General features: G+C 65.7%; 19 protein-coding genes. 6 read left to right on the forward strand and 13 right to left on the reverse strand.

Going from position 1 to position 15,931, the window contains the following annotated elements; genetic code table 11:
- Positions 1-140 precede the first annotated feature (140 nt).
- Complete coding sequence (gene trhA / locus CEY09_RS13165; protein WP_088588960.1) at positions 141-785, forward strand: PAQR family membrane homeostasis protein TrhA; 645 nt, start codon at positions 141-143, stop codon at positions 783-785.
- A 7-nt stretch (positions 786-792) separates the two neighbouring features.
- Here the strand turns inward: trhA and CEY09_RS13170 are convergent, their stop codons facing one another.
- Both CEY09_RS13170 and CEY09_RS13175 read right to left on the reverse strand, forming a co-directional pair.
- On the reverse strand, positions 793-2,019 hold the full coding sequence (locus CEY09_RS13170; RefSeq protein WP_088588961.1) for an FAD-dependent oxidoreductase: 1,227 nt from the start codon (positions 2,017-2,019) through the stop codon (positions 793-795).
- 24 nt (positions 2,020-2,043) lie between these two features.
- A complete protein-coding gene (locus CEY09_RS13175; RefSeq protein WP_088589261.1) occupies positions 2,044-2,811 on the reverse strand; it encodes an AraC family transcriptional regulator in 768 nt (255 codons plus the stop codon).
- A 122-nt stretch (positions 2,812-2,933) separates the two neighbouring features.
- Here CEY09_RS13175 and CEY09_RS13180 point away from each other — a divergent pair, with 122 nt between their 5' ends.
- From CEY09_RS13180 to CEY09_RS13190, 3 genes are all read left to right on the forward strand, one after another.
- On the forward strand, positions 2,934-3,752 hold the full coding sequence (locus tag CEY09_RS13180) for a sulfite exporter TauE/SafE family protein (protein WP_088589262.1): 819 nt from the start codon (positions 2,934-2,936) through the stop codon (positions 3,750-3,752).
- A gap of 229 nt (positions 3,753-3,981) precedes the next feature.
- Positions 3,982-4,374 carry a DUF4168 domain-containing protein gene (locus CEY09_RS13185; RefSeq protein WP_088588962.1) on the forward strand — a complete coding sequence of 131 codons (393 nt, stop codon included), beginning with the start codon at positions 3,982-3,984 and terminating at the stop codon, positions 4,372-4,374.
- Between the two features lie 141 nt (positions 4,375-4,515).
- Positions 4,516-5,214, forward strand: coding sequence for a glutathione S-transferase family protein (locus CEY09_RS13190; RefSeq protein WP_088588963.1), 699 nt, complete (start codon positions 4,516-4,518; stop codon positions 5,212-5,214).
- Here the strand turns inward: CEY09_RS13190 and CEY09_RS13195 are convergent, their stop codons facing one another.
- From CEY09_RS13195 to CEY09_RS13220, 6 genes are all read right to left on the reverse strand, one after another.
- Positions 5,215-5,976, reverse strand: a complete 762-nt coding sequence (locus tag CEY09_RS13195) for an ABC transporter permease (protein ID WP_006225709.1) — start codon at positions 5,974-5,976, stop codon at positions 5,215-5,217.
- Positions 5,973-6,896, reverse strand: a complete 924-nt coding sequence (locus CEY09_RS13200; RefSeq protein ID WP_006225708.1) for an ABC transporter ATP-binding protein — start codon at positions 6,894-6,896, stop codon at positions 5,973-5,975. The genes CEY09_RS13195 and CEY09_RS13200 overlap by 4 nt, the downstream gene beginning before the upstream one ends.
- A 95-nt stretch (positions 6,897-6,991) precedes the next feature.
- On the reverse strand, positions 6,992-7,930 hold the full coding sequence (locus tag CEY09_RS13205; protein ID WP_088588964.1) for a dihydrodipicolinate synthase family protein: 939 nt from the start codon (positions 7,928-7,930) through the stop codon (positions 6,992-6,994).
- An 8-nt stretch (positions 7,931-7,938) separates the two neighbouring features.
- Entirely contained in the window at positions 7,939-9,111 is a 1,173-nt protein-coding gene (locus tag CEY09_RS13210; RefSeq protein WP_088588965.1) for an L-rhamnonate dehydratase, read from the reverse strand.
- A gap of 9 nt (positions 9,112-9,120) precedes the next feature.
- Positions 9,121-10,149 carry a 4-hydroxythreonine-4-phosphate dehydrogenase PdxA gene (locus tag CEY09_RS13215; RefSeq protein ID WP_088588966.1) on the reverse strand — a complete coding sequence of 343 codons (1,029 nt, stop codon included), beginning with the start codon at positions 10,147-10,149 and terminating at the stop codon, positions 9,121-9,123.
- Positions 10,150-10,156: 7 nt separating this feature from the next.
- On the reverse strand, positions 10,157-11,143 hold the full coding sequence (locus CEY09_RS13220; RefSeq protein WP_088589263.1) for a Bug family tripartite tricarboxylate transporter substrate binding protein: 987 nt from the start codon (positions 11,141-11,143) through the stop codon (positions 10,157-10,159).
- Positions 11,144-11,266: 123 nt separating this feature from the next.
- Between CEY09_RS13220 and CEY09_RS13225 the strand changes: the two genes are divergently transcribed.
- Together CEY09_RS13225 and CEY09_RS13230 are read left to right on the forward strand one after the other, a co-directional pair.
- Positions 11,267-12,193, forward strand: coding sequence for a LysR family transcriptional regulator (locus CEY09_RS13225; RefSeq protein ID WP_006225703.1), 927 nt, complete (start codon positions 11,267-11,269; stop codon positions 12,191-12,193).
- 88 nt (positions 12,194-12,281) lie between these two features.
- Positions 12,282-12,623: a zinc ribbon domain-containing protein YjdM gene (locus tag CEY09_RS13230; protein ID WP_088588967.1), complete on the forward strand. Its 342-nt coding sequence runs from the start codon at positions 12,282-12,284 to the stop codon at positions 12,621-12,623.
- A gap of 85 nt (positions 12,624-12,708) precedes the next feature.
- Here the strand turns inward: CEY09_RS13230 and CEY09_RS13235 are convergent, their stop codons facing one another.
- The 5 genes from CEY09_RS13235 to CEY09_RS13255 all read right to left on the reverse strand — a co-directional run bounded on the left by CEY09_RS13235 (position 12,709) and on the right by CEY09_RS13255 (position 15,929).
- Positions 12,709-12,945 (reverse strand): hypothetical protein, encoded by a 237-nt coding sequence (locus CEY09_RS13235; protein WP_006225701.1) that lies wholly within the window; start codon positions 12,943-12,945, stop codon positions 12,709-12,711.
- 13 nt (positions 12,946-12,958) lie between these two features.
- Positions 12,959-13,195 carry a FixH family protein gene (locus CEY09_RS13240; protein WP_088588968.1) on the reverse strand — a complete coding sequence of 79 codons (237 nt, stop codon included), beginning with the start codon at positions 13,193-13,195 and terminating at the stop codon, positions 12,959-12,961.
- A gap of 20 nt (positions 13,196-13,215) precedes the next feature.
- On the reverse strand, positions 13,216-14,706 hold the full coding sequence (gene ccoG, locus CEY09_RS13245; RefSeq protein WP_006225699.1) for a cytochrome c oxidase accessory protein CcoG: 1,491 nt from the start codon (positions 14,704-14,706) through the stop codon (positions 13,216-13,218).
- A 75-nt stretch (positions 14,707-14,781) separates the two neighbouring features.
- On the reverse strand, positions 14,782-15,756 hold the full coding sequence (gene ccoP / locus CEY09_RS13250) for a cytochrome-c oxidase, cbb3-type subunit III (RefSeq protein WP_088588969.1): 975 nt from the start codon (positions 15,754-15,756) through the stop codon (positions 14,782-14,784).
- Positions 15,753-15,929 carry a cbb3-type cytochrome oxidase subunit 3 gene (locus CEY09_RS13255; protein WP_006225697.1) on the reverse strand — a complete coding sequence of 59 codons (177 nt, stop codon included), beginning with the start codon at positions 15,927-15,929 and terminating at the stop codon, positions 15,753-15,755. Before CEY09_RS13255 ends, ccoP begins: the two co-directional genes overlap by 4 nt.
- Between the last annotated feature and the right edge of the window lie 2 nt (positions 15,930-15,931).

Genomic DNA, 15,931 nt, shown 5'->3' on the forward strand with positions numbered 1-15,931 from the left:
GCTACGCGCCCGCCCCTTGTCCGATTTGCACAAGATCAAGCCGGCCCGCATCAATCGCTCCCACCTGCGCGCGGCCGCTTGAGCGCGCCGCGCAAAGCGCCTATGGTGTAAGCCTTGCACCAACACAACAAGACGCATTCATGTTTCCCAACGACAGACCCCAGACCCTGGGCGAAGAAATCGCCAACACCATCAGCCATGGGGTGGGTGCGGCAGGCGCCCTCGCCGCTGCGCCCTTCCTGATCATTGCCGCCGTCCGCCAGGGTGACGCCGCCTTCATCGCAGGCGCCGCCGTCTTCGCGGCATCGATGTGCCTGCTGTACCTGGCCTCCACCATCTATCACGCGCTGCCGCTATGCCGCGCCAAGCAGATCTTCAACGTGCTGGACCATTCGGCCATCTACCTGCTGATCGCCGGCACCTACACACCGTTTGCGCTGGGCGCGCTGCGCGGCCCGTGGGGCTGGACCTTGTTCGGCCTGGTCTGGGGGCTGGCCCTGCTAGGCGTGGGGCTGAAGGCCAGCAAGCGCCTGAATCGCCCGGCCGTCTCGACGGGCCTCTACCTGGCGATGGGCTGGCTGGTGATCATCGCCGTGAATCCGCTCATCGAACGCGTGCCCACGGGCGGGCTGTGGTGGCTGGTGGCCGGCGGCCTGGCCTACACGGGCGGTGTGGTGTTCTTCGTGTTCGACAACCGCTGGCGCTACAGCCACTTCATCTGGCACCTGTTCGTGCTAGCCGGCACCGTGTGCCATTTCTTCGCGGTGCTGTGGTACGCGGCCTGACGCGCCGTCAACGGCGGCGGGCCGCGCCCGCCTCCGGCATCGCCAGCAGCCCCCGCTTCATCAACCCGCGCACACCAGGCACCAGCAGCGAACCGCCGAACAGCAGGTCGCGCCACAAGCCCGGGCCCGACGACTGGAAACACGGCGTCAGGGCGCGGCTCAGCGTCTGATACATGCGCGAGGGCAGCAACCGGCTGCGCGCATAACGCGCTGGCCCCTCGGCGGCGCCGTACTGTCCCAGCGCGCGGGCCAGCGCCAGCGCGTCCAACACCGCCAGCGTCGCGCCCAGCCCCAATTGCGGGCTCATCGCATGACCCGCGTCCCCCACCGCACAGTAGGGTCCGGCGGCCAGTCCGCGCGGCCACGTGTGGCGGTAGGTGGCCACGGACAGATCCTCATGCCGGGACACCTGGTCCACGACCGGCGCGGCTTCGGGCCACAACGCCAGCAACTGATCTTTCCACTGCCCGATCGGCGCGGCGCGCCAAGCGGGCAAGGCATCATGGCGGATGCTCCAGAACAGCGACAGGCGCACGCCCTGCGGACCGATGTCGGTAGGCAGCAGCCCCATCATCTGACGCGTGCCGCGAAAGCGCTGCAAAAGCTGCGTGGCCCCCGGCCAGTCCGGCGCCCAGAACTGCCCCCACAGCGCGCCCCATCGGTACACGCGGGACTTGCTGGCCAATCCAACCTGTTCACGCAGCGCGGACGCCGCGCCATCGGCCACCACGAACACGTCGAAGGTGGATTCCGCCTGGCTGGCGCCGTCGCCATGGACCACACACGCCCTGCCCGCCTGGTTGTCCAGCGTCTGGACCGGACAGCCGAACGAAAACGCGACGCCCGCGCGCCGGCAGGCGTCGAACAGCACGCCGCCCAATGCCGCCCGGGTCACCGCGCGAGCGCCATCGCCCGCGTAATCGATATCGACAACGCGCCAGCCGCGATGCGACACCCCCAGCAGGCGGTCGATCGGCGCGCCCACATTCAGCGCGTCCACGTCCACCCCAAGCGTACGCAGCGCGCGCACGCCGGGCGGCTGCAGCAGCAGGCCCGCGCCCAGGGTCGTGAAACCCGGGTGCTTTTCAAAGACGCGCACCTGATGCCCGGCCTGCGCCAGGGCAAGCGCAGTCGCCAGCCCGGCGCTGCCAGCGCCGGCGATCCCAACGGAAAGCGGTGATTGCGACAAGGTCATGGAATCCGTATCGGCGGTCGGCCCGTCACGGGCCGACATTCGTGCGGCGATAGTACCAACACACTAGTCCTGCCGCAGGTACTCCGTCGGGGGGCTGCCCAGCACGCGGCGAAACATCGTGGAAAACGCCGCCGGGCTTTGATAGCCGAAGTCCAGTGCGATGGTGGTAACCGGCTGCCCGGACGCCAGGCGCGCCAGCGCCAGCACCACACAGGCGCGCTGCCGCCACGCCGAAAAGGACATGCCCGTCTGCTGCCGGAAGTGGCGGCTGAAGGTGCGCAGGCTCATGTGCAAGCGGTCGGCCCATGCCTGGGGCGGCACACGCGCATCGGGCGCGGCGATGAAGCCGCGGCACAGCGAGGCCAGGCGCTTGTCTTGCGGCAGTGGAATATGCAGGGGCAGCACGGGCGCGCGATCGACCTCGTGCAGCAGCAAGGCCGCCAACGCGCCGTCACGGCCGTCCGGCTCATAGGCGGCAGGCATGTCCACGGCTTCCAGCAGCAATTGCCGCAACAGCGGCGACACCTCGATCACCTCGCAGGCGCTGCGATCCGCGCGCGCGGCGCCGGGCTCGATGTACGCGCTGCGTGTGCTGACGTCCAGCATGCGCACCTGGTGCGTCACGCCCGCGGGTATCCACACGGCGCGCTGCGGGGGCACCACCCAGTTGCCGTCGCGGGTCTCCACCTGCATGACGCCGGTGGCGCCGTACAGCAGCTGCGCGCGCCGGTGCGCGTGGGCCGGCAGCAACTGGCCAGGCGGATAGTCGTTGCCGATGGCGACCACGGCGCGGTCCAGCGAATCGTAGCGGTCGATATGGGTATTGCGCATGGCGGACAGAGTGAGCAACCCGGCCGGCTTGGCCGAAATGCGAACATTATTGACCAATCCTATAAAGCAGGCCAATACGGGGCGCCGTATCGTGACGGCTTCTCTGCGAAAGGATGGACGGCATGCTTTATCTCGTACTGGCTTTGTTCGGCTGCGTAAGCGGCGTCACCACGGTCCTGTTCGGTTTCGGCGGTGGCTTTGTCGTGGTGCCGGTGCTGTACGGCGTGCTCACCGCTACGCACGGCGCGGGCGACGCCATCGGCCAATCCGCCATGCATATCGCGGTAGCGACGTCCACCTGCGTCATGATCGTGAATTCCATCGCCGCAACGCGCAAGCATCAGCGCGCCGGCAACATCGTGCGCGCCTACGTCTGGCCGCTGGCCGGCTTTATCGCCGTGGGTGCCCTGCTGGGCGCGTGGGCCGCGACCCGCGCCAGCGGCGGCCTGGTGCGCTGGATCTTCATCGCCTACCTGGGTGTGACGATCCTGGACTGCCTGCTGCGGCAAGGTTTCCTGGCGCAGCAGCATGAGACGCAGGCGCCGCAGCCCTTGGGACAGGGCGTCGTGGTGGGCGGCGGCGTGGTCATTGGCGCCATCGCCACCTTCCTGGGGGTGGGCGGCAGCGTGATGACCGTGCCCTTGCTGCGCCGGCGCGGCCTGCCCATGGCCAAGGCGGCGGCAATGGCCAACCCGCTGACGCTGCCGGTGGCCATCGTGGGCACGCTTGCGTACATGGCGGCGGCGCGCGGCCTGCCGGCCGCGCTCGCGCCGTGGATCGTCGGCTATGTCGATCTGCTGGCTTTCGCGGCATTGGCCCTGGGTTCGCTGGCAGGCATCCGGCTGGCCGCGCCGTTGATTCCCCGCATTCCTGACCGCTTGCACGCCCGCGTCTACGTCCTGCTGCTGGCGCTGGTGATGCTGAGCATGGTGCTGATCTGACCGTTCGGCACGCGAACCGCGCTGCAACGCACAAACCTAAAGACACATCGCGACCAGCAGCGACTACGAAACCGCGCAAAACGTTTCTGCGGCCGTCCCAGGGGCGACCCTCCCACGCCGCGCCTGGATCTCGTGGCCTGCCGACACAGGAAAACACATCGCGAAACTTGTCCCACGGCACGTCCCGTCGTCATCATGGTCGGACATTCAACCGGAACAAGGAGGTTTCATGCAGCGTTCCACTTACGCATTCCTATCCGCCGCCATTCTGACGACGGCGCTGTCCGGTGCCCCCGCCCTGGCGCAGAACGCCAGCCAGCCGCCGGCTCAACCGCAGATGGCCCCCGCCATTTCGCAACCCACCGACCAGCAGCTGCAACGCTTCGCGTCGGCATCGCAGAAGGTGTCCGGCGTGGTCGACGAATACCGCCCCAAGGTCGACGCCGCGAAGTCGGACGACGCCAAGCAGAAGGTGGTGCAGGAAGCGGACGCCAAGATGGTGCAGCTGGTGCGTGCGGACGGACTGACCGTCGAAGAATTCAATGGCATCGGCCAGGCCGTGCAGCAGAACCCGCAGTTGAAGCAGCGGGTCATGAACATGAGCCAGGGCGCGCCGAAGTAACCCAGGGCCGGACCGGGGATTGTCCGGCCTGCGCCACGCGTCTTCGGGCGCGTGGCGCTTTTTCTTGCGCGCCGCAACGCGCCGGACGCGTTATCCTGACTGCCGTCCTTATCCACTGGCACGTCCAAGGAGCACGGCATCTTGAACCCGGATCTCACCCTGTACGATTTGGCCGGCGCCGACGCGTCGCTACGTTTCAGCCCGCATTGCTGGAAAACGCACATGGCGCTGGCCCACAAGGGCCTGTCCGCCAAGACCGTGCCCTGGCGCTTCACCGAAAAGGAAGCGATCGACTTTTCCGGCCAGAAGCTTGTTCCCGTGCTGGTGCACGACACCCATGTCGTCAGCGATTCGTGGCAGATCGCCTGCTATCTGGAAGACACGTTTCCCGAGCGGCCGTCATTGTTTGGCGGCGCGGGCGGGCGCGCCGTCACCCTGTTCACGAACGCCTGGGCGGATGCCACGCTGGTACCGGTACTGGCGCGCCTGCTGCTGCCCGCCATCCACGGCCTGATCCATGAGAAAGACGTGGACTACTTCCGCGCATCGCGCGAAAAGCGCTTCGGCAAGCTGGAAGACCTGCCTGCGGGTTACGCCGACCAGATCGCGGCGTTGCGGGCGGCGCTGCTGCCGCTGCGCCTGACGCTTGCCAGGCAGCCCTACCTGGCGGGCAGCCAGCCTGGCTATGCCGACTACGCGGTGTTCGGCATGTTCATGTGGGCCCGCTGCACCAGCCCGCTTGTGCTGCTGGCCGAAGACGATCCCGTCCATGCCTGGCGCGAACGGCTGCTTGATGCCTTTGACGGCATGGCCCGCCGCGCGCCGGTAGCCGCTGGCTGATCAGGTCTTCAGCCGGTAGCCCGTCTTGAAGATCCAGCGTACGCCGATCAGGCAGGCCACGAGGAACACCAGCGTCATACCGACGCTGACGCCCACGCTGACATCCGACACGCCGTAGAACGCCCAGCGGAAGCCGCTGACCAGGTAGACCACCGGGTTGAACAGGGTGGCGGTCTGCCAGAACGGCGGCAGCATCTTGATGGAATAGAAGGTGCCGCCCAGGAAGGTCAGCGGCGTGATGATCATCAGCGGGATGATCTGCAGCTTCTCGAAGCCATCGGCCCACACGCCGATGATGAAGCCGAACAGGCTGAACGTGACGGCCGTCAGCACCAGGAAGCCCAGCATCCAGATCGGGTGCGCGACCTCAAACGACACGAACAGGCGCGCCGTGGCCAGCATGATCAGCCCCAGGATGATGGACTTGCTGGCGGCCGCCCCCACGTAGCCCATCACGATCTCCACATACGAGATGGGCGCCGAATGGATTTCGTAGATGGTGCCCGAGAACCGCGGCATGTAGATGCCGAAGGACGCGTTGGCGATGCTTTGCGTCAAGAGCGACAGCATGATCATGCCCGGCACGATGAACGCGCCGTAGCTGACCCCGTCGATCTCGACCATGTGCGAACCGATGGCCGAACCGAATACCACGAAGTACAGCGACGTGGAGATGACCGGCGACAACACGCTTTGCATCAGCGTGCGCCAGGCCCGGGCCATTTCAAACAGGTAGATAGCGCGGATGGCGTAGAAGTTCATGATTGACCGTGTACCAGGCTGACAAAGATGTCCTCAAGCGAGCTTTCCGATGAATTCAGGTCGGTGAATTCGATCTGGAGCCGGCTCAGGTCGTGCAGCAGTTGGGAAATCTGACCGCCGCCCTGGTTGTCGTAGGTGTAGACCAGCTTGTAGCCATCGCTGGACAAGTCCAGCTGATAGGCGTCCAGCGCGGTCGGGATGCCCGGCAACGGCGCTTTCAAGGTCAGGCTGAGCTGGCGCTTGCCCAGCTTGGCCATCAGCGCGTCCTTTTCTTCGACCAGAATGATCTCGCCCTTGCGGATCACGCCAATGCGGTCGGCCATTTCCTGCGCTTCTTCAATGTAATGCGTGGTCAGGATGATGGTGACCCCGCTTTCCCGCAGGCGCCGCACCATTTCCCACATGCCGCGGCGCAGCTCCACGTCCACGCCCGCGGTGGGTTCGTCCAGGAACAGGATGGCCGGTTCGTGCGACAGCGCCTTGGCGATCATGACGCGGCGCTTCATGCCGCCTGACAACGCCATGATGCGGCTGTCCTTCTTGTCCCACAAGGACAGGTCGCGCAGCACCTTTTCGATATAGGCGGGGTTGGCCGGCTTGCCAAAGAGGCCACGGCTGAACGTGACGGTGTTCCAGACGCTTTCGAACGCGTCGGTGGAAATCTCTTGCGGCACCAGGCCGATCTTGGAGCGCGCGGCGCGGAAGTCCGACACGATGTCGTGGCCGTCGGCCAGTACGCGGCCATCGCTGGGATTGACGATGCCGCAGATGATGCTGATCAATGTCGTCTTGCCCGCGCCGTTCGGCCCGAGCAAGGCGAAGATCTCACCGCGCTGAATTTCCAGGTTGACGCTCTTGAGCGCCTGGAACCCTGAAGCGTATCGTTTGGATAAGCCCTGAACTGATATAACCGGCTGCACACGAGCCCCCGACGTGATCGATAGCCGGAGATTTTACCCGCCACGCCGTTACAGCTTGTTCGGCGTGGCGGAACGCAGTGTTCCCGTTTCAGGGATTAACGCCCCCAGCGCAGCACCAAGGGGTCCAAGCGGCGGGCGGTTTCCAAAAGGCCCTGGCGGACCTCGGGGCGCATGGGCGGGAACGGATGCCGGGGCGCCTCGCAATCGATCACGCCGCCGGCCTTCATCAGCGCTTTGGCGGTGAGGATGCCGCCCTGCCGGTTTTCGTAATTGATCAGCGGCAGCCAGCGCTCGTACAGGCGGTAGGCCTCATCGCGGCGGCCCGCGCGGTGCGCCTCGATGATGGGGCGGATGCCGTCGGCAAAGCCGCCGCCCGTCATGGATCCGGTGGCGCCCGCGTCCAGGTCGGGCAGCAGCGTGATGGCCTCCTCACCGTCCCAGGGCCCCTCCACCGCCGCCCCGCCCAGCGCGATCAGGTCGCGCAGCTTGGAAGCCGCGCCCGCGGTTTCGATCTTGAAGTACGACACCTGCCGGATCTCGCGCGCCATCTTGGCCAGCAGCGCGGCGGACAACGGCGTGCCCGCCACCGGCGCGTCCTGGATCATGATGGGAATGTCCACCGCGTCCGACACCTGCTGGAAGAAGGCCTCGACCTGCGCTTCGGGCACGCGGATCGTCGCCCCATGGTAGGGCGGCATGATCATCAGCATGGCCGCGCCCTGGTCCTGCGCGCGCCGGCTGCGCGCCGCGCATACCTGGGTGCTGAAGTGCGTGGTCGTGACGATGACGGGCACGCGGCCCGCCACGTGTTCCAGGATGGTCCGCGTGAGCACCTCGCGTTCTTCGTCCGACAGCACGAACTGTTCGGAAAAGTTCGCCAGGATGCACAGGCCGTCCACCCCCGAGTCGATCATGAAGTCCACCGCCCGCTTCTGGCTGGGCAGGTCCAGTTCGCCCGCCTCGGTAAACGGGGTGGGCACCACCGGGAAGATGCCGCGGTAACGCGGCGTGGGGTTCGTAGGGGTCGTTGTCATCCGCGGGCCTATTCGATGATGTTGAAATCGTTCAGGTACTCGGTCTTCAGCGTCAGCCCCAGGCCCGGCTTATTGTCATCCAGGTCGATGAAGCCCTCTTTGGCCACCGGCTCGCCGTCGAAGATGTAGTAGAACAGCTCATTGCCGACTTCCACGTCGAACATCGGGAAATACTCACTCATGGGCGAGGCCAGCGTGCTCATGGTGAGGTGGTAGTTGTGCATCTGGCCGGCGTGCGGGATGACCGGCACGCTGTAGGCCTCGCACAGCGCATTGATCTTGTGCGCCGCCGTGATGCCGCCCACGCGGTTCGTGTCGTACTGCACGACCGACACCGCCTTCCTGTCCAGCAGCTGCTTGAACCCGTAAAGCGAGAACTCGTGCTCGCCGCCCGAGATCGGGATCGACGTCAGCTGGTTCAATTCGGCGTAGCCGTCGACATCATCAGCGATGACGGGCTCTTCCAGCCAGCGGGGCTCGAACTTCTCAAGCTTGGGCAGAATGCGCTTGGCGTATTCCAGGTTCCAGCCCATATAGCATTCCAGCATCAGGTCCGTGTCGTACCCGATGACTTCGCGCACGGCCTCGACCGACTTCAGGTTCTCGACCACGCCCTTCTGCAGATGCGCCGGCCCGTAACCGAAGCGCATCTTGAACGCGGTGAACCCCTGGTCCAGATAGGTCTGCGCCTCTTCCTGCATCGCCTTCAGGTCGGTGCGGTACAGCTTGGAGTAGTAGACGGGGATCTTCTCCTTGGTGCGGCCGCCCAGCAGCTTGAAGACGGGCTTGTTCACCGACTTGCCCAGAATGTCCCAGATGGCGATATCGATGCCCGATATCGCCGCCATCGTCACGCCCTTGCGGCCCCAGGCTTGCGTGGCCCGGTACATGCGCTGCCACAGGTATTCGTAGTCCCACGGGTCCTGCCCCACGACCAGCGGCGTCAGGTACTGGTCGATGATGGCCTTGGCCACGCGCGGGGCCAGCGCCACATTGCCCAGGCCCACGATGCCGTCATCGGTTTCCACTTCGACGACGGTCCAGCCGTGGAAGCGGAACGTGCTCATGGTTTCCTGCTTGGAATACAGCAGGTCCATGGCGTTGGAGCAGAAGTTGCCCTGGGGCGGCACGGTCTTGCCGGTCCATTCGAAAACACGGGCGCGGACGGATTTGATCTTCATGTCGGGTTCCTACTTGGAAGACGGGAAACGGTGCGATACGCCCATGCGGCAGGCGATCTGGAAGGCTTGCCAGGTGGCCTCCACGTTGGCGCGGCCCTGGCCCGCGATGTCGTAAGCGGTGCCGTGCGCAGGCGTGGTGATGGGGATCGGCAGGCCGCCCTGCACCGTCACCCCACGCGCGAAGCCCAGCAGCTTGATCGCGATCTGACCCTGGTCGTGGTACATGGTGACGATCGCCTGGAACTCGCCGGCCTGCGCTCTCAGGAAGATGGTGTCGGCGGGGAACGGTCCCTGCACGGGCAGCCCCTCCTCGTTCAGCTGGCGCACGGCGGGCGCGATGATGTCGACCTCTTCGCGGCCGCACGTGCCGCCGTCGCCGCCGTGCGGATTGAAGGCGGCCACCGCCACCCGCGGCGCGGCGATGCCGTTAGCCTGGAGCGACCGGTAGATCAGCCGCGTGGCCGCCTTGATGCCGTCGATGCTGAGCGCCGCTGCGGCGTCCTTCAGCGGAATATGCGAGGAAACCCGCGACGTCCACAGCTCGCCCAGCGTGTTGAATTCACAGAAGTAGCCGGTGACGCCCAGGTACTGCGCGAAGTGGTGCAGTTCGTCGTCGTGCTTCAAGCCGCCCAGCTTCATGGCGAACTTGTTCAACGGCGCAAAACAGATCGCATCCACATGCTCGGCGCGCGCCGCATCCATGCAGGCATCCAGCACGCGCAGCACCGATGCGCCGCCCGCCGCCTGGGGCTGGCCCACGGTGACCTGGTCGGGCCGGATCGTATCCATCTCCAGCCACGCCGGCACGCAGGTGTCCGGCCGGTTGCGCACCGCCTCGAAGCTGTCCACCGCCTGGGTCGCCACCTGAACGCCCGCCACGCGCTGGCCTTCGCGCCATAGCCAGGCATCGCCCACCAGCACGATGTTGGCGCGCTGGCAGGCCTCCGGCTTGGCAAGCAGGCGGGCGATCAGTTCGGCGCCGATGCCGGCGGGGTCGCCCAGGGTCAGGGCAATAACGGGTTGCGGTTGCGGGTTCATGCTGGGCTCATTCCACGGAAATGTTGTTCTTCTTGATGATGCCGGCGTAGCGCTGGTTCTCGGTCTTGTGAAACTGCGCAAACTGTTCCTGGCTCATCGGGGTGATGTCCGCTCCGATCGCCAACAGGCGGGTCTGCGTTTCAGGCAACGCCAGGATCTGGTTGACGTCGTCATGGATGCGTTTCTGGATGGCGGCGGGCGTGGCGCTGGGCATGTAAATGCCGTACCAGGCGCTCATCTCGACGCCGGGCACGCCGGCCTCGGCCATCGTCGGCACTTCCGGCAGTTGGGCGTTGCGCCGTGCGCTCAGCACGGCCAGCGCGCGCACTTTGCCGCTTTTGATGTGGGGGATGACGGACGACGCGGTCTCGAAGGCGATCTGCACCTGACCGCCCATCAGGTCCACCATGGCCGGACCGCTGCCGCGGTACGGGATGTGCGTCATCTGCACGCCGGTGGCGTCCTTGAACAGCTCCGCCGCGATGTGCTGGGTGCTGCCGGAGCCGCTGCTGGCGAAGTTGTATTCGCCCGGCTTGCTTTTGAGAAGCGCGATCAATTCCTGCACCGATTTCGCGGGCACCTGGTTGTTGACGACCAGGATGTTGGGCACCGCGCCCACGAACACCACGGGCGTCAGATCGCGGTCATTGTCGTAGCCCAGCTTCAGCAGATGGGGCGCAATCGCGTGGGCCGTCGACACGCCCATCACCATGGTGTGGCTGTCCGCCGACTTCGCGGCCAGATCCGCCGCCAGCGTGTTGGACGCGCCGGGCTTGTTCTCGACCACGACCGTCTGCTTGAGCATGGGCCCCAGCTTGTCGGCCACGGCGCGCGCCATGGCGTCGGTGCCGCCGCCGGGCGCCGACCCGACCAGCAGGCGCAGCGGTTTGGTGGGCCAGTCGGCCGGTTGCGCCTGGGCGTGCGCCGGGCCGGGGGCCATGACGGACAGGCACAGGGCGCCGGCCGCCATCGCGGCCAATACGCGGATCTTCATGGTTGTCTCCTTGATGAATTCTTTGCCGCTGACGGGCAATTTGTTGTGAATGCATCTTAGGGAGAAGCTCCGTTTCCGTAAAATGAAACTTTCGCACCAATCGTTCACCTCAGGCGATCAATCATGGAACGCAACCTGAATGTCCCGGCCCTGTTGGCCAGGCTGCGCATGCGGCAGGTCGTGCTGCTGCTTGCCATCGACGACCGCGGCACCCTGCGCGCGGCCGCGCAGCAACTGAACATGACCCAATCCGCCGCCAGCAAGATGCTGCACGAGCTGGAATTGGCGCTGGGCCAGCCGCTGTTCGAGCGCGTGGGCCGCGGCCTGGCGCTGACACCCGCGGGCGAGTGCGTCATGGGGCATTTCCGCGGCATGCGCGGAACGGTGTCGTCGCTGGCCCGCGAATTGGATGAACTGCGGCTGGGCAGCGCCGGCAAGCTCTTCATCGGCAGCATCATGGCGGCCTCGCCCGGCCATCTGACCGATGCGCTGCTGCGGCTGAAACAGACGTACCCGCTGCTGGCCGTGGAAATTTCCACCGGCACCAGCGACCTGCTGATCGCGCAGTTGAACGAAGGCAAGCTGGATGTGGTGATTGGCCGCATGCTGACCCTGTCGGACCGCAACTACCTGTTCCGCCCGATCGGCGACGAGGCCTTGTCCGTCATCGCGGCGGTGGATCATCCGCTGGCCCGCAAGCGGCGTGTCGCTTTCGACGCGATGCAGGCCTATCCCTGGATCCTGCAGCCGCAAGGCAGCCCGATGCGGGACGTGATCGAACATGAGTTCCGGTCCCACAACACGGCCTTGCCGCCCGGGCTGATCGAATCCGCCTCCATCCTGACCACCACCAACCTGGCGATGAAGTCGCAGATGCTGGGCGTGATTCCGGAATCGGTCGCCAGCCGGTATGCCCGGCATGGCCTGCTGGCGATCCTGCCCTACCAGATCCGGCAGTCGCTGGCGGCGTTCGGCAGCATCGTGCCGCGCGACCGCCCCTTAAGCGCGGCGGGGCAGCACTTTGTCGACTTACTGCATGAAAATGCGTGAAGATAAGCGCCTGTTAGGGCAAAAATAGACACTGCGAGCAGTACAATCGAGGATTGCGCAATTCGCGCGTTTCACCTGAGGTACACCCGTGAGTGCATTGCCCGCCTGTCCGAAATGCCAATCCGAATTCACCTACGAGGATGGCGGCGGCTACGTCTGCCCGGAATGTGCGCATGAATGGTCGGCGCAGGACGCCACGCCCTCGGACGACGACGCCCGCGTCTACCGCGATTCAGCCGGCAACGTCCTGCATGACGGCGACACCATCACCGTCATCAAGGACCTGAAACTCAAGGGGTCGGGCGGAGTGATCAAGATGGGCACCAAGGTCAAAGGCATCCGCCTGGTCGACAGCGACCACGACATCGATTGCAAGATCGACGGCTTCGGCCAGATGAGCCTGAAGTCGGAGTTCGTCAAGAAAGTCTGACGCGGCGCCCGCCAGATTGGCGGGCCCCCTATCTCTCAGCCCCAGTCTTTCCCCCCTCCTCCCGTTCCACCGGGAGGCCGAGGGATTACAGCGGGTCTTCCTCGGCCGCTTTCGGCATCAGGTAGGCCGTCAGCGTGCTGGACAAGCCGGCCATCACCCACAACACGAAGAACGACACCGTGTAGAAGCCCATGCGCCCCGTGGGCACGTGCCCGAAGATCGCCACGTCCAACGGATCGATCAGCGCGAAGATCAGGGCGCTGCCCGCCGCAGCCGCCAGGAACGACGGCCACAGTATCCACATCAATGAACGCAAGCCCATTTGTGTCCTCCCATCAGGGATTGGCGCGCGCGGCGCCCGCGGCTTCGCCGGTCTTGGGCGCCGCCTGCTCGATCACCAGGCCGCGCTTGACCACGCCTTCCAGGATCGGCTCGTGCGTGAAGTTGCTGTAGGCGAAGTAGATCGTGATGAAGCACCCGATCATGGCCACGAACGGGCCAGCCATCAGGATCCAGGGCCACGGTTCGTAGTACCAGGGCTTGGGCGGCGGAGCGGATTGTGCGAGGGTCATGAGGTTCGTCCTTTACGTATTCAATCGGGCACGTAGAAGCTGGCGGGTTCGTCGGTTTCGATCGGATGGTTTTCGCCGTCGTGGCCGCGCGCGCGCAGCGTGATGGCATGCGCGCCTGGCGTGGCGCCGGCGGGCGCCCGGATCACCATCGGAACCAGCTTGTTGGCGGCGGGTTCCACTTCAACCACGTCCGACCCCTGCTGGCCCGTCATCACAGCCAGTCCCGGCATGCCGTCTGCCGACAGGCGCAGGCGCATGGCGGTGTCAGACGTGTTGATGATCTGCAGGCGGTAGACGTTCTCGATCTGGCCGCCCGCCACTTCCCGGCCCAGCGCGCCGCGGTCGCGGATGACGTCCACCCGCAAGGGGTTGCGCATCGCCAGCGACGCCACGAACGCCACCGCCATGATCAGGATCAGCGTGCCGTAGATCAGCACGCGCGGGCGCAGCAGATGCGAACGCGCGCTTTTGGCGGACAGGCCATCCTGCATGGCGCGGTCCGACGTGTAGCGGATCAGGCCGGGTTCATACTGCATCTTGTCCATGACCTGTTCGCATGCATCGATACAGGCGCCGCAGCCGATGCACATGTACTGCAGGCCGTCCCGGATATCGATGCCGGTGGGGCAGACCTGCACGCACAAACTGCAATCCACGCAGTCACCCAGGCCGGCGGCCTTGTGGTCCACCTTGCGCGAACGTCCGCCCCGCGGGTCGCCGCGACGCTTGTCGTAGGTAACGACAAAGGTGTCGGGGTCCACCATCACGCTCTGGAAGCGGGCGTAGGGGCACATGTATTTGCACACGGACTCGCGCATGAAACCCGCGTTGCCCCAGGTGGCGAAACCGTAGAACAGCATCCAGAACCATTGCCACGGCCCCAGCTGCAAGGCGAACAGTTCATGGCCCAGTTCGCGGATCGGCGCGAAATAGCCGATGAAGGTGGACCCCGTCCACCAGGCCAGCGCGATCCACAAGAAGTGCTTGGTGATCTTCAGGCGAGCCTTGCGCCAGGTCCATGGGGATTCGTCCAGGCGGATGCGCGCGATGCGGTCGCCTTCGACCTTGCGCTCGATCCACATGAAGATTTCGGTGTAGACCGTTTGCGGACAGGCGTAGCCGCAGAACAGCCGGCCCGCCACGGCGGTGAAGAGGAACAGCGCCAGCGCCGAGATCACCAGCAGCACGGCCAGGTACACCACGTCCTGCGGCCACAGCACCAGACCGAACAGGTAGAACTTGCGTGCGCCCAGGTCGAACAGCACGGCCTGCCGGCCGTTCCATTGCAGCCAGGGCAGCCCGTAGAAGATCAGCTGGGTGATAAAGACGAAGGCGATACGCCAGCGGGCGAAGATGCCACTGACGGATCGCGGATAGATCTTGCTGCGCACACCCGCCAGGGTCTGCTCCAGCGTTTCCTGGCCGGGACGCGGCGGCCGCGTATACGGTTGCCAGGGCGGCGGGTCTCCGCCAGGCGGCGTGCCGACGCTTGCGGTTGACCCATCTTCCATTTGCTGCTCCGTACGGTAAGTCCAATGATGTGGGGGCCGCGAGACGCGCCCCCCACCTAAGCCCTGCTGTTCGCCTTACTTCGCCGCGTTGGCCGCAAGCGGCGCGGCCGGTGCCGCCGCGCCTTTCTCCGCGGCTGCCGGCTTGTTGTTCGACAGGCCCCACACCCACGCCGTCAGCACCTTGATCTGCTCGGGGTTCAGGATGTGCTCATGCGCCGGCATGCGGTTGTCGCGGCCGTCCAGGATCGTCTTGACGATCGAGGCTTCCGAACTGCCGTACAGCCAGACGTCGTCCGTCAGGTTGGGCGCGCCCAGCAACGGGTTGCCCTTGCCGTCCACGCCGTGACAGGCCACGCAGAAATTGGCGAACTCGCGCTTGCCCCGGAACACGCGGATGTCGTCCGACGTCAAGCCCGACAACGAGCGCACGTACTGGGCGATGTCGCCGGCAGTCTTGGCGTCGATCGCCGCTTTCCAGGGCGGCATCACGCCGTGACGGCCCTTGGTGATGGTCTCCATGATGATTTCCGGCGAACCGCCATACAGCCAGTCGCCATCGGTCAGGTTCGGAAAGCTGGGGCCGCCCTTCGCATCAGAGCCGTGGCATTGCGCGCACGTATTCAGGAACAGGCGCTGGCCCATTTCCAGGGCGGCCGGATCCTGCGCCACCTGCGGCACGGTCATGGTCTCGAAACGCGCGTAGATCGGGCGCACGGCCTCGGCCATCTTGGCCTGGTGGCGCGCGACTTCTTCCGTGCTGCTGTAGCCCAATTGGCCCTTGTACGAACCCAGGCCGGGCATGAAGAACAGGTAACCCAGCGCGAACACGCACGCCAGCAGGTACATCCAGGTCCACCAGGTGGGGACCGGGTTGTTGAGCTCGGTCAGGTCGCCGTCCCAGACGTGGCCGGTGTCTTCGACCTGGCCGTTGGCCGGCTTGTTGGTAAGCCAGCGGCGCTGCGTGTACAGCAGCCACACGCACCAGACCACGCCGCCCACGGCGACGACCGAGATGAAATACCCCCAGAAGCCATTAACGAAATCGCTCATGACCGATTCGCTCCATCTTGTTGTGCCTGGCCGAACTCGTCGGGCAGGGCGAACGGCAGCATGGCCGATTCGCGGTTGGCGCTCTGGCGGCCGCGCGAGCAGGCCCACCAGACGATGCCGAAAAAGGTTGCCATCGAAATGGCGGTGACGATCGCGCTCAGGTAGCCCACCATGA

The sequence above is a fragment of the Achromobacter marplatensis genome, from assembly GCF_002209535.1.
GTDB lineage: Bacteria > Pseudomonadota > Gammaproteobacteria > Burkholderiales > Burkholderiaceae_B > Achromobacter > Achromobacter marplatensis.

What these genes read in the sequence shown, in the direction of transcription:
- trhA (WP_088588960.1), top strand. Translation starts at nt 141, where the DNA reads ATGTTTCCCAACGACAGACCCCAGACCCTGGGCGAAGAAATCGCCAAC.
- CEY09_RS13170 (WP_088588961.1), bottom strand. Translation starts at nt 2,019, where the DNA reads ATGTCGGCCCGTGACGGGCCGACCGCCGATACGGATTCCATGACCTTG.
- CEY09_RS13175 (WP_088589261.1), bottom strand. Translation starts at nt 2,811, where the DNA reads ATGCGCAATACCCATATCGACCGCTACGATTCGCTGGACCGCGCCGTG.
- CEY09_RS13180 (WP_088589262.1), top strand. Translation starts at nt 2,934, where the DNA reads ATGCTTTATCTCGTACTGGCTTTGTTCGGCTGCGTAAGCGGCGTCACC.
- CEY09_RS13185 (WP_088588962.1), top strand. Translation starts at nt 3,982, where the DNA reads ATGCAGCGTTCCACTTACGCATTCCTATCCGCCGCCATTCTGACGACG.
- CEY09_RS13195 (WP_006225709.1), bottom strand. Translation starts at nt 5,976, where the DNA reads ATGAACTTCTACGCCATCCGCGCTATCTACCTGTTTGAAATGGCCCGG.
- CEY09_RS13205 (WP_088588964.1), bottom strand. Translation starts at nt 7,930, where the DNA reads ATGACAACGACCCCTACGAACCCCACGCCGCGTTACCGCGGCATCTTC.
- CEY09_RS13210 (WP_088588965.1), bottom strand. Translation starts at nt 9,111, where the DNA reads ATGAAGATCAAATCCGTCCGCGCCCGTGTTTTCGAATGGACCGGCAAG.
- CEY09_RS13215 (WP_088588966.1), bottom strand. Translation starts at nt 10,149, where the DNA reads ATGAACCCGCAACCGCAACCCGTTATTGCCCTGACCCTGGGCGACCCC.
- CEY09_RS13220 (WP_088589263.1), bottom strand. Translation starts at nt 11,143, where the DNA reads ATGAAGATCCGCGTATTGGCCGCGATGGCGGCCGGCGCCCTGTGCCTG.
- CEY09_RS13225 (WP_006225703.1), top strand. Translation starts at nt 11,267, where the DNA reads ATGGAACGCAACCTGAATGTCCCGGCCCTGTTGGCCAGGCTGCGCATG.
- CEY09_RS13235 (WP_006225701.1), bottom strand. Translation starts at nt 12,945, where the DNA reads ATGGGCTTGCGTTCATTGATGTGGATACTGTGGCCGTCGTTCCTGGCG.
- CEY09_RS13240 (WP_088588968.1), bottom strand. Translation starts at nt 13,195, where the DNA reads ATGACCCTCGCACAATCCGCTCCGCCGCCCAAGCCCTGGTACTACGAA.
- ccoG (WP_006225699.1), bottom strand. Translation starts at nt 14,706, where the DNA reads ATGGAAGATGGGTCAACCGCAAGCGTCGGCACGCCGCCTGGCGGAGAC.
- ccoP (WP_088588969.1), bottom strand. Translation starts at nt 15,756, where the DNA reads ATGAGCGATTTCGTTAATGGCTTCTGGGGGTATTTCATCTCGGTCGTC.
- CEY09_RS13255 (WP_006225697.1), bottom strand. Translation starts at nt 15,929, where the DNA reads ATGGTGGGCTACCTGAGCGCGATCGTCACCGCCATTTCGATGGCAACC.